The 12,293-nt window shown below is 72.4% G+C and carries 7 protein-coding genes and 1 pseudogene; 2 read left to right on the forward strand and 6 right to left on the reverse strand.

The features are described 5' to 3' along the window. From ACE3QP_RS21435 to ACE3QP_RS21445, 3 genes and pseudogenes are all read right to left on the reverse strand, one after another. Positions 1–706, reverse strand: a pseudogene (locus ACE3QP_RS21435) (hypothetical protein); the annotation flags it as partial. A gap of 103 nt (positions 707–809) precedes the next feature. Next, the gene (locus tag ACE3QP_RS21440; protein WP_374439059.1) at positions 810–2,480 is read right to left on the reverse strand and encodes a DUF885 family protein; all 1,671 of its coding nucleotides are present in this window, start codon (positions 2,478–2,480) and stop codon (positions 810–812) included. A 96-nt stretch (positions 2,481–2,576) separates the two neighbouring features. Then, positions 2,577–3,068: a cytochrome c gene (locus ACE3QP_RS21445; RefSeq protein ID WP_374439061.1), complete on the reverse strand. Its 492-nt coding sequence runs from the start codon at positions 3,066–3,068 to the stop codon at positions 2,577–2,579. A 185-nt stretch (positions 3,069–3,253) separates the two neighbouring features. Between ACE3QP_RS21445 and ACE3QP_RS21450 the strand changes: the two genes are divergently transcribed. Both ACE3QP_RS21450 and ACE3QP_RS21455 read left to right on the forward strand, forming a co-directional pair. Continuing rightward, positions 3,254–4,123: a PEP-CTERM sorting domain-containing protein gene (locus ACE3QP_RS21450; RefSeq protein WP_374439063.1), complete on the forward strand. Its 870-nt coding sequence runs from the start codon at positions 3,254–3,256 to the stop codon at positions 4,121–4,123. 104 nt (positions 4,124–4,227) lie between these two features. Beyond that, a complete protein-coding gene (locus ACE3QP_RS21455) occupies positions 4,228–6,252 on the forward strand; it encodes a GGDEF domain-containing protein (protein WP_374439065.1) in 2,025 nt (674 codons plus the stop codon). A gap of 38 nt (positions 6,253–6,290) precedes the next feature. Here the strand turns inward: ACE3QP_RS21455 and ACE3QP_RS21460 are convergent, their stop codons facing one another. The 3 genes from ACE3QP_RS21460 to ACE3QP_RS21470 all read right to left on the reverse strand — a co-directional run. Beyond that, on the reverse strand, positions 6,291–6,467 hold the full coding sequence (locus tag ACE3QP_RS21460; protein WP_374439067.1) for a hypothetical protein: 177 nt from the start codon (positions 6,465–6,467) through the stop codon (positions 6,291–6,293). Positions 6,468–6,555: 88 nt separating this feature from the next. Beyond that, on the reverse strand, positions 6,556–9,504 hold the full coding sequence (locus ACE3QP_RS21465) for a caspase family protein (protein ID WP_374439069.1): 2,949 nt from the start codon (positions 9,502–9,504) through the stop codon (positions 6,556–6,558). 12 nt (positions 9,505–9,516) lie between these two features. Then, positions 9,517–12,293: AAA family ATPase (locus tag ACE3QP_RS21470; protein WP_374439071.1), on the reverse strand; the 2,777-nt coding region annotated here is incomplete at its 5' end.

A 12,293-nucleotide genomic window follows, 5' to 3' on the forward strand; every position in this document is an offset into this window, starting at 1 on the left:
CTTCGGCAGCTTCACGTTCGGCCTGGGCACGGGCTGCTGCTTCGGCGGCTTCGGCGGCTTCGCGCTCGGCCTGGGCTCGGGCGGCCGCCTCGGCGGCTTCGCGCTCGGCCTGGGCTCGGGCGGCCGCTTCGGCAGCTTCACGCTCGGCCTGGGCTCGGGCGGCCGCTTCGGCAGCTTCACGCTCGGCCTGGGCAGGGGCTGCTGCTTCGGCGGCTTCGGCAGCTTCGCGTTCGGCCTGGGCTAGTGCCTCATAGGCTTCAGCAGCCTCAGCCGCCTCAGCCGCTTCGGCGAAAACCGCCGCTTCATGGCCAGCCGGCTGTGCGGCTTGACGCTGGGCTTTCTGGCGCTGTTCCTCCTCGACCGCCAAGGCCGCGTACTGGCGCTCCAGTTCGGCGATCGCCGCATCGTCGTCAAGCTCCGAAAGCGGCGCCGTGGACGGGGCATCGCCGTGACTGGATCGCTCCAGCCCGGTGTCCATGTCCGTAAGGCTCGCGCCAGCAGCAGTCGGCGCCGCGGCCGCTTCGGGGAGCTGATCGTCCGGTTCGGAACCGGGGGCGGGGCTGGCGGACTCCCCTGGCTTCGCGCCGGGCCGGCGGCGGCGCCAAACCCAGCCCACCACCACGAAGGCCACGGCCAGGCCCAGGATCCAGATCAAGGTGTCGTTCATCATGCGAAAGCCCCGCGCCGCCTGGCGGACACGGGGCAAGACTGCAAAGGCCTCCGAGCTTAGCGTTGAAGGATGTCGCGGCAAATCCTCACGGGGCGCGCGCGCGCATTACTGCCCGCGTCGGCGGCTCGCTCTGCGCCTTTCAGGCCGGCGCGGCCAGCTCCTGCTCCAGGCAAGGCAGGGGCACCGTGCCCAGGGCAAGCAGGCGGTCGTGGAAGGCGCGCAGGTCGAAGGCCGCGCCCTGCGCCTGCTCCCAGCTGCGGCGCAGCCGGCGGATGACGATCTCGCCCATCTTGTACGAGAGCGCCTGACCGGGCCAGCCGATGTAGCGGTCCACTTCGGTGCCGATCTCGTGCTCGCTCAAGGCGGTGTGCTGGCGCAGCAGCTGGCAGGCCTGCTCACGGCTCCAGCCCAGAGCGTGCAGGCCGGTGTCGGCCACCAGGCGGCAGGCGCGCCACATCTCGTAGCTGGCGCGGCCGAATTCCTCGAACGGCGTGCGGTACAGGCCCATTTCGGAGCCCAGGTACTCGGCATAGAGGGCCCAGCCTTCGCTGTGGGCGGAGAGGTCGCCGGCGCGGCGGAAAGGCTGGAGCCCGGGGTTCTCGGCTTCGAGCGCGAACTGCAGATGGTGGCCGGGCACGGCCTCGTGCAGCGTCAGGGCGGGCAGGGAGTAGAGCGCGCGCGCGCCCAGGTTGTGGGTGTTGACCCAGTAGAGCGCCGACTGCCCGCTGCCCGGCGCGGAGGGCACGTAGCGGCCGGTCGTATAGAAGGGCGCCATCTCGGCCGGCACGGGCTCCACGCCGAAGGGCTGGCGTGGCAAGTGGCCGAAGTAGCGCGGCAGCACGCTGTCCACGCGCTTGGCAATCCAGCTGGCCTGGGCCAGCAGTTCGTCACCGCTGCGCGGGTAGAACTGCGGGTCGCTGCGCAGCCAGGCCAGGAAGTCGGTCCACTCGCCATGGTGGCCGCACTCGCGCTGCAGGCGGCGCATGTCCGCGGCGATGCGCTCCACTTCTGCCAGCCCCGTCTCATGCACCTGCTGCGGACTCATGTCCAGGGTGGTGAACTGGCGCACGCGGGCGGCGTAGAAGGCCTCGCCGCCGGGCAGATCGCGCGCCGCGGTGCTGGGGCGGGCGTGCGGCAGGTAGTCCGTGCGCAGGTAGTGCAGCAGGTGGCGGTAGGCGGGCAGCAGGCGCTGCTCGATCACCGTCACGGCCTCGCGCTGCAGCGCCGGCTGGCCGTGCAGACGCTCGCGCAGCGCGGCGTAGAAGGGTGTGTCCTCGGCGCGGCTGCAGGCCGCCACGCGGGCCACCGGCTCCTCGCGCCCCGCCATGATCAGGGCGGGTGGCATGCGGCCGCTGCGGCGCCCTTCTTCCATCAGCTCGATGAAATCGTCAAACAGCTGCGGGATCGCCGCCAGGCGCTGCAGATGGGCCTGCACTTGCGCAGGGGTGTCCAGCGGCTGGTCGCGCCAGAGCTCGGGCAGGTAGCTGTAGAAGGCCGAGTCGCCATCGATGGGCATCAGCACGCCGCCCAGTTCGTGCTCGGTGATCAGACCTTCGAGCTGGTGTGCGTACACCGCCGCCTCCACGCGTGCGCTCGCGCTCAGCGCGCGGCGGTCGATGGCCTGCAGCGCCGCACGCGTGGCGCGCCAGCGTGCCAGGCGCGCGGCACGGCTGGCGCCGTCCATGCGCTCCAGGCGGTGGTCTTCGCTGCGCTCGCCCACCCAGCTGGCCAGGCGCGGGAACTCGCGCAGGCGCCAGGCCCATTCATCGGCCAACAGGGTCTGGAAGGCGGTATCGGCGGCGGCAGGCATGGGCGGCTCCAGGCATCGGCGGGGCCGCGATGCTAGCTGCACGCCGATTCTTTGGATCCAATATTCAGGCAAGCCAGGCTTGCCCGCGGGCGCGGCTCAGCGCGCCGGCCGCTCGGTGCCCTGACGCCCCTCGGCGCGAGCGTTCAGATAGGCGTAGAGGTCCATCACATGGGCCTGCACCACCGGGTCGCCCTGCCAGGCCGGCATGCTGAGGGCACCCGAGCGGCGTTCCAGCACCTCGTCCACCAGGGTCTCGCGCGGGGTGCCGCCGCCTTCGGGCAGCAGGTCCTTGCTGTAGCGGCGCAGCACCAGGTCCACGAAGCGCTGCGGCCCGAGGTCGCGCACGCGCAGCAGCAGGTTGGGCGCGCCGCCCGCGCCGTCGGCCCAGTCGCCGTGGCAGCTGGCACAGCGCTGCTGGTAGACGCGCCAGCCGCCGTACAGCGAGCCGGTGGCCTGCGCCTGCTGGCGGGCCTGCTCCTTGGCGGGTTGCGTGTTCTCAAACTCGATACGCGGGGCGCTGCAGGCCAGCAGGCCGAGGCCGGCCGCCAGCAGGGCGGCAAGGCTGCGAGGATTCGGGCGATGGGACATGGCGCACTCCGGGCTTGGACCAAGGCCGCAAGCATGCGCCAAGCGGCGAGCCGCCGGCTTGATCTGGCGCAGCCGCGGGCGTCGGAAAGCTTGACAGCGAGGCACCCCAGGGCGTGCAAGTCCTTGTCAGGCCAGCGTGGCGCATTGCTTGCTTGGCTGCTGCCATTCAGCCCTCAGGAGTTCTCATGACCGCAAGCCGCACCCTCTTGTCGAAGCTGATCCGTCACACCCGTCGCGCCCTGGCGCTGCCCGCCCTGGCCCTGGCCAGCGCCGCCCTGGTGCTGCCGCAGTCCGCCCAGGCGCTGACGGTGATGCTGAACTTCACCGGCAGCTCGACGACCGATATGTGGGGCGTCACCACCGAGTCGGAAAGCTTTGCCTCCTGGGGCTTCAACATGTCGCTCAGCCAGATGCGCAGCGCCGCCTTGGCAGCCGTGATCGACGACTTCCACGGCTTTCCCAATCTGGGTGGCGATGCCAACAGCCCGCTGCCGGTGGGCAAGCAGCTGAACATCGACTTCGAGATCTCCTTCGGCCTGACCGCCCCGACCAGTGGCGACAGCGACTACTACTTCATGAACATCGGCAACGCAGTCCCGAACCAGGGCTTCCTGGGCCAGGCCTGCTACGGCTGCGTGCGCGGCAGCGGCTCGCCGGCGGCAGTGGGCACCCAGGTGGGTTCGGTGCTGACCGACACCATCGCCAGCCTGCTGGCCCTGGCCGACAACGACACCGAGCGCCTGAACCTGCTGGTGGGCACGCTGACGCACGAGATCGGCCACACCCTGCTGCTGCCTCACCCCACGGGCCCGCAGGCCAACCCAGGTGAGTCGATCTATTCGGTCATGTCCACCGGTGCCGCGCCCACCTCCATGCCCAACAGCCATCGCATCCTGGACCGCGACTTTTCGTACACCGAGTTCCAGACCCTGATCCGCACCGTCGGGCTGCGTGACATTCCGATCAACCAGGTGCCGGAACCCGCCACCTGGCTGCTGGTGGCCGCCGCCGCCCTGATGGCCGGCCGACGCCGCAGCGCAACCACCCTGCACTGACCCGGGGCCCGCCGGCATTCAGGGCCGGCAGCCCAGAACCACCCAAGGGCCTGGCGCGCCAGAATCGGCGGTCCTTTCTCCACGGATCGCCCGACCCCTCCCGCGTGTCCAAGCCCCGCCCAGCTCCCTTCTCCGGCTTCTGCCGCCTCCGGCGCCGTGCGCTGGGCGCCGCCCTGGCCCTGTGCGGCCTGCTGGCCCTGGCGCCCGCCCACGCCGAGTTGCGCATCGAGCAGCTGCGCGCACTGCCGCCACTGCCCCCGACATATGAAAAGGAGCCGTCGCTGGAGGCACGTCTGGCCTGGCTGCAGCAACGCCTGGCCCAGACGCAAGATGCCGCTGAGCGTTACCGCACGCAGCGCCTGCAGTTCGACGAATACTTCCTTGCCCATCGCATGAGCGAAGCCGCTCCGGTCTGCGGCAAGAACCCACCGCTGCGCGAGGACATCCCCTACCGCGAACGCTGCCTGCTGGCCAGCTTGCCGGAGTCCGAAGAGCAGCTGGGCGCCCTGCAGGCCCTGGCGGCCGAGGCCAAGGCCATGGGCAAGCGTGGTGCCGCTGCCGAGGTGCTCCGGGGCGTGGCCTGGCGGCAATCTCAGGCGGGGGATATTGCCGGCGCCTTCGAGCACTTCGAGGCGGCGCTCAGCCTGGTGCCCACGGAGCAAGCCAATCTGCTCAGCGACATCATGATGGACACCGCGGCCAGCTACATCGTCAACGGCGACGAGGCCTACATCCGCAAGGGCATCGCGCTGCTGGCCAGTGCGCACGAGCAGATGGAGCGGGCGCTGAACGACCCGGCCGACCGCAGCGACAAGGAACTGCTGCGTGACAGCATCCAGCTCAGCGAGTTCAACCGCGGCATTGCCTATGTGCTGCACCTGGGCGATTACGCGCTGGCCTTGCAGCATTTCGACCGCGTCATCGCCGACACCAATCTCTACCGCGCGGACGCACTCAGCTTTGCCGCCCTGGCCGCCGCCGAGCTGGGCCAGTTCGAACGTGCCCGCCGCTATCTGGCACGCGCGGCCCAGGAGCCCGTTGGCAACTCCGAGCCGGCCGTGCTGCAGTACCTGAGCTGCTACCGCGACCTGGCAAAGCGCCACTGGCAGCCTGGGCATTCGCTGGCCTCCTGCCTGGCCCTGAAACCGGACACCACCACCGAGGTGCAGCTCGACATCTACAAGCGTCTTTCGCGCAGCGAAGACCCGGCCATCGCCCTGGCCGGCCTGCGCGGGCTGAAGACCCTGTTCCTCGACAAGCTGGAGCCGCAGCTGCGCCGCCGCGGCTCGCAAGCGGCCTCGAAGGCGGAGCTGACCCGCCTGCAGCGCGAATCGGAACTGAAGAGCGTGGTGCTGCGGCAGCAGAGCGAGCTGCAGCGCGAGCGCGACGCCACGCACACGCAGCGCCAGCAGTTCTTCATCGCACTCTCGCTGCTGCTCGGGGCGGTGCTGCTGCTGATCGGACTGCAATGGCGCGCCAAGAAGAAGCTGGCCGAACAGTTCGAGCGGCTCAGTCTGGTGGACAGCCTGACCCAGCTGGGCAATCGGCGCTTTCTGGAGCAGCACATCGGCCGCGAGCTGGCCCATCTGCAGCGGTCGCGGCGCAGCCAACCCGCGGCCTCACTCGGGCTCTACGTGTTCGATGTCGACCACTTCAAGTCGATCAACGACCGCCATGGTCATGGCGTGGGCGACCAGGTGCTGGTCACGCTGGCACGCCGGGTGCAGGCCATCACGCGCGAGACCGATCTGCTGGTGCGTTGGGGCGGCGAAGAGTTCCTGCTGCTGGCCCGGCTGGACAGCCCGGAACGCTGCGCGCAGATTGCCGAGCGATTGCTGCAGGCGGTCAACGGCAGTCCCTTCGAGGTTGGCCAAGCCGAGCCGATCCCGGTCAGCTGCACCATCGGCGCCGTGCGCCTGCCCTTCATCGATGCGGCCGACGCGCAGGCTTGGCCGAGCCTGGTGGCGCTGGCCGACCTGGCCCTGTACGAAGGCAAGGCCATGGGGCGCAACCGCTGGGTGCTGGTGAACAACCGGACCCTTCGCGATGCCGAGGGCTTGGCGCAGGCCTTGCAGAAGCCGCTGCAGCAAGCCGTGGCGGAGGGCTTGATCGACCTTTCAACCGGCTGAGCTTCGGGCGCAGAGCGCCGCCTTCTCTCCTCGATCCGTCAACTCCCGCCGGTCTTGCCGCGCACAACATCGGCGCCGCCGCGGCCATCGTCATCCTCGGGCGCCACGGCCTTGGCCTTGCCCGGCTTCGCAGCGGCCTTCCTGGCCGGCGCGGCCGAGGCCTGCGCGGCGGGCTTCGGGGCAGACTTCTTTGCGGCAGGCTTGGAGGTGGCCATGGGTGCGGCTCCGGGTTGAAGGTGGGCACAGGGTAGGAAGCCGCCCGCAGGCCAGCAATGGCGGACTACCCGCAGCCCGATCAGCCGCTCAACGGCGATAAAGCGTGAGCGGCAACAGGTCGCCGTAGCTGCGGCAGACCGGCGTCTGCGGCTTGGTGCCGGCCTGCGCGCTGGCCAGGGGCACCAGGGTCTCGATGCCGTGCATCAGCCCGAGCAGGGTCAGCGCGCGCTGGCCGGGCGGGCCGGGAGCGTAGAAGCGCGTGTCGGCCAGGGTCTGCAGCAGGGCCCCGGTGAACAGGCCCTGGCGCGTCAGCGGGTTCTCGCGCGCGATCTCGTCGCCGCGCGCCGCACTCAGCAGGGTCAGGCCGCGCTCGTTGAGGGCGTGCAGGCGCTGGCCCAGCTCCTCCGGGCTGAGACTGGCGATCACGTCGTCTCCCGCCAGGGCCGCGTGGCAGGTGTCGATCACCAGCACCACCTCGGCGGCCACCGAGGTCACGAGGCGGCCGAGCTCCAGCAGCGACAGGCCGCTGCGGTCCATGGTGGCGGGCTCCACGTCGTGGGTGAAAAAGTAGAGGTCCTGCTCGCCGGCGAAGCGCGCGCCATGCCCGGCCAAAAAGACCATCAGCACATCGCGCGGTGCATCGGCCTGCGCGCCGGCGCTGGCGCGCAGGGGCGCGCACAGGCGCTCCAGCGCCGCCAGCACCGCGGCGCGGGTGGCCGCCGCATCGGTCAGCAGCTCGCCCTGCACGGCGCTGAAGGCGGGGTTGTGCAGCGCGCCGGTGGCCTGGCGGCGGCCGCGCGCCAGGGCCTTGAACACGGCGATCGCATCACGGTGCGCGTAGCGCAGGTTCTTGAAGCCCTGCGCCTGCGGCGTGCCGGCCACCGCCATCTGCGACACGCCCACGCACAGCAGATGCAGGCGGCCGGGTGGCGGCAGGGCCGGCGCGGCGGCCGGGGTGCTCGCCAGCGCAGGGCCGTCCCCCCGGCCGCGCAGCGGCACGGCCTTGGCGTCTGCGGTTTCGGCACAGAGCTTGAAGACATTGCGCCCCGGGCGCAGCGGCAGGCTGACCTGAAAGCGCCGCTCGCCCTGGCGGCCACGCCGGCGCGGCCAGGTGGCGTCGGTGCGGCGCAGCTCCCAGGCAAAGCGCTCGTTGGCCACCACCCACACACGTTCCAGCGGCGCGCCCGCGCCGAGCTGCTGCACGCTGAAGCGCAGCGTCACACGCCCGCCGTCCACCGCCAGGCCATCGCGGCTCAGCTCCAGCAGCGGCGGCAGCATCTGCGCCAGCGCCAGCTGCGGAATGGCCACGCCGGCACGGCGTGCGCGTTCCTCGCTGCCATGGCGCACGATGGCGGCGATCAGGTCCGGCCGGTAGAAGGCCTTGAAGCGGTCGGCGGGCAGGAACAAGGCCTCCTGCTCGCGCCCGCGGTCGATGCAATAGCCGGCGCGCTGCGCGCCGCGCGGGCTGGCGTCATAGAAGCCGCTGCGGCTCCACAGCAGCCACTCGTCGTCCGCGCCGACGTACAGGGACAGATCGGCCGGGAAAGTGGCTGCGTCCACGGCCTTCTCGGCCAGGGCATCCAGGGCCGCCATCGCGTCGTCCAGGTGGCCGAGCTGGATCACCGGCGAAAGCTCGCCTGCCACCAGCCATTTCTCCGAGGCGTAGTCGTCCGGGTCGATGTCGCTGGCGCGGGTGGTGGAAAGGGTGCGGCTGCGCAGATCGAAGCACTGCTGGCGCTCCGGGTGCTGGGGCGGCAGCAGGCGCGGGGGCAGCACGCCGAAGCGCAGCTGCTCGTCGGCGTCGATGCCGGGCGCGAAGCAGTTGCGCCCGCTGCCCCGCAGCGCCCAGCGCCGCACTGGGAAGCGGCATTCAGTGCTCCAGGCATGCAGGGCCTGGTTGTCGCCGCCGCTGCTCAAGGCCAGGCCCGCACCGGCCCAGGCCACCGCGCGCACCGAATCGTCATGGCCGAAGTAGCTGCTGCACAGCGTGAGTGCGTCGCCCGCCACCGCGTAGGCATTGACCTGCACGCTCTGCAGGCCCAAGCCCTCTTCCTCCGGCATGGGCGGGCCGTTGAAGTAGGCCGCGCTGCCGGGCCGGGCCGGCGGCATATCGGCCCCAACCGGGGCGACGCCGTCCTCCGGCGGCTGCGCCACATCCACCTGCAGGCCCACCAGCAGGCGCGTGCCCATCGCATCGAAGGCCAGGGCCGCCGGCAGCGATTCGGTCAACGTGCGCGGCAGGGCCTGGCCATCGTGGCGGTAGCTCAGCAGCTGGCCCAGGCGGCCATCGCGGCGCGGGCTGCCGTAGCCGGCCACCACCGCGTGGCGTGCGCTGCAAGCCAGGGTGCGCACCTGCAGGGCCACCGGGGTGTGGATTTGCCGCTGCACCTGCAGGCCGGCCTTCCGGTCCGAAGCCAGCCAGACCAGCGCGCCCGGGCTGCGCCGTGCCTGCGCGGCCAGCAGCCAGCCGCCGCCCGGCACGCTGCGCAGCGCCAGGCGCAGGCCCTCGCCCCCCCGGCCCTGCAGCCCCGCCAGCGGTGCCGGCCAGGGGCGAAAGCGCGCCTGCAGCAGCGCGCGCAGGCTCAGCAGCTGCAGCTGGGTGCACTCGCCCGCGCCTGGGTCGCTGGCCAGCAGCAGCTGGCGGCCGTCGGCGCTGAAGGCCAGATCCTGCGCCAGGCCCGGCCAGGTGCTTGCCGCCTGCAGATTGCCGGTGGCCAGCTCGTAGACCTGCAGCTCGGTGAAGGCCGGCGCGGCATCACCCAGCGTGTCGCGCCAGCGGTTCAGCGTCACCACCACCACCCAGCGGCCATCGGGGCTGAGCGCAAAGCGCAGCAAAAGCCCGGGTTCCATCCCCATCCAGGGCGCGAACCAGCGGTGCAGGGGCTGGCGGGTGGCCAGGTCCCAGACGCGCAGCTCCTGGGCATCGGCGCTCAGCAGCAGCTTGCCGTCGGGGCTGACGGCGAGCTGCTGCACGGGGCCCAGATGGCCCTGGATGTCGAGCTGGAAGCGGGCTTGGAACGGGGCGGGCTTGGGCATGGCGGCGATCGTTCAGGCAGCCCAGACGTCCTGGATGGCCTGGTGGTCCGGCAACGCCAGGAAGGCCTGGCGCGCGGCCCCTTCGGGCAGCGCGGCGGCGCGCTGGGCCAGCAGCGCCTGCGCGTGCGCGCGCAGCGCGGCATGGCGTGGGTCGCCCCCGGCCGCCAGGGTCTGCAGCGCGCGGGCAAACAGCTCCATGGGCAGGAAGCCGGCATCGGCGGCCAGCAGCCTCTGCACCAGGTCCTGCGGCGTGGCCAGCGCCGCCAGGGCCGCGGCGGGCTGTCGGCGCGCCAGCGCCAATTCGGAGCGCAGGGCCTGCAGGCGCAGGCCGAGCAGCGGGTCGTCGTCGGGCCGCAGCTGCTGCGCGGCCGCGGCCAGGTCGGCCTCGGCCGCCGCGGCATCGTCGCCGCGCAGCGCAATGCCGGCCCGGTTCAGGCGCACGCTGGTGGCCAGCGGGCGCATGTCCAGCGCCTCGGCACGGGCCAACGCCTGCCCGAACCAGGCCGTGGCCGCCGCCGCGTCCGCGCGCGCTGCGGCCAGCAGGCCCAGGTTCTCCAGAAGGATGGCCTCGCCACGCTCGGCGCCGGCGCCGCGCAGCAGGGCCAATGCGCGCTCGGCGCCGGCCTGGGCGGCGTCCAGCTGGCCCAGTTCGCGCTGGGCCTCGGCGCCGTTGAGCAAGGCCAGGCCCTGCTGGGCGGGCTCGCGCAGCGCGCCATACAGCGCGGCGGCCCGCTCGGCGTGGGCGCCGGCGGCCACAAAGTCGCCCGCCATCAGCTCGGCATTGCTCATGTTCGTCAGCAGCATGGCCTCGCCGGCGCGGTCGCCAATGCGCAGCGCCTGCGCGCGCGCGGCGGCGTAAAAGCCCAGCGCTTTGGCGGGCTGGCCCTGGGCCTTGGCCACGACGCCCAGATTGCTCAGCACATCCACCTGGCGGCGCACGTCACCGGCGCGCTCGATCAGGGCCAAGGCCTGCTGCAGCAGCGCCGTGGCCTGGGTGAACTCACCGAGCTGCCAGTGCACCAGGCCGAGCAAGGCCAGGCTGTTGTAGTGCCCGGCAGCGTAGGCGCCGGCCTCGGCCTGCTGCTGCGCCTGGGCCAATAGGGGGCGGGCCTCGGCGGCATGGCCGGCGTAGAACAGCGCGCGGGCCTGCAGCAGCAGCGCGTCCACCTGCAGCGGCAGTGGCAGCTCACCGCGGGCGGCAGGCAGATCGTCCAGGCTGGCTGCGCGGCGCGCCTGCGCGTAGTCGCCCAGGTCCAGCGCCAGGCGGGCGCGGCGCAGCGCGATCTGCGCCCACACCACGGCACGCTGCGCCGCGCTGCCCTCCAGCCGGGTGGCGAGCGCCTGCAGCTGGTCGAGCGTCTCGGCGCGGGCCTCGTGGCGGCCCTGCACGTCCAGCAGGGCCTCGCTCTGCAGCAGCAGGGCCAGGCGCTCGTCCACCGCATCGGCGGGCAACCAGGCCAGCGCCTGCGCAAAGCAGCGCAGCGCGTCCTCGTTGGCGAAGCGGGCCGCCGCCTCCTCGCCGGCCAGGCGCAGGTAGTGGCAGGCCGGGCCACGCAGCTCCGCACGGCTGAAGTGCTGGGCCAGCAGCGCCGCGCTGCCGCTGGCCGTGGCCTCCAGAAAGCTGGCGTACTCGCCATGCAGCGCGCGGCGCGCCGCCAGCGCCATGCTTTCGTAGGCGGCCTCTTGGGTGATCAGGTGGCGGAACAGATAGCTCAGCCGGGCCTCCTCGGGCGCCTGCGGCGTGAAGCCCTGCTGCTCCAGCGCCTGCAGATCGGCCTCGACCTGGGCCGGCTCGCCCATGCCGGCGTGATAGGACTGCACGTCCGCCGCGGGGAACAGGCGGCCGATCACGCTGGCGACCTTGAGCACGCGCTGTTGCGGCAGCGGCAGGCGGTCGATGCGGCTCAGCACCAGGCTATGCAGGCTGCCCGGCAGGGCCAGCTGCGCGGCGCTGGCGGGGTCGAAGGGGTCGAGGCCGCGGTCGTGCAAATCGTGCAGCAGCTCCTCGGCGAAGAAGGGGTTGCCCTGGGCGCGCGCCGTGATGCCCGCCAGCAGCGCCGGCGGCACGCTGGCCAGGCGCGCGGGGAACAACGCCGCCAGCCGCGCGCGCAGCACCTGCTCGATCTCCTGGGCGCTCAAGCTGCCGAGCGCGCGGCGCTCCGCCGGCTGCTGCGCCGCCAGGCGCTCCAGCAGGCCTTGCAGCACGGGCGCGGGCTCGGGCCGGTGGGTCAGCAGCAGCAGCAGTGGAGCGCTGGCGCACAGGCCGGCCAGCTGCAGCAGCAGATCGGCCGAGAGCGGGTCGATGGCGTGCACGTCCTCCAGCACCAGCAGCAGCGCGGCGTCGTCCTCCTGCGCCTCACGCAGCAGCTGGGTCAGGCATTGCTGCAGCAGGGCCTCCAGCGCGGCCTTGCGGTCTTTCGGCAGCAGGGCGGCGGTGAAGGGGGTGTCGGGCCAGTCGATGCCCAGCAGGCTGCCCAGCAAGGGCCAGGCCTCGGCCTGCGCCGGTGCACAGGCCTGCAGCCGCGCCTCCAGCGCGCGCCGCTGGCGCCGCGCCGGCCAGCTCGGGTCCACGTCCAGCAGCGCCTGCCAGATCGGCTGCCAGACGCGGTAGGGCGTGGGCAGGTCTTCCTGGCGGCAGGCGCCGCCGCAGGCGATGAACTGCTGGCGCTGCGCCATGCCGAGGGCCTCGACGACCAGCCGCGACTTGCCGATGCCGGGCTCGCCGCTGAAGCACAGCACCCGCCCCTGCCCCTGGCGCGCGCGGCCGAGCTGGCGCGTCAGCAAGGCCA

It is taken from the genome of Inhella sp. (genome assembly GCF_041912635.1).
Taxonomy (GTDB): Bacteria; Pseudomonadota; Gammaproteobacteria; order Burkholderiales; family Burkholderiaceae_C; genus Inhella.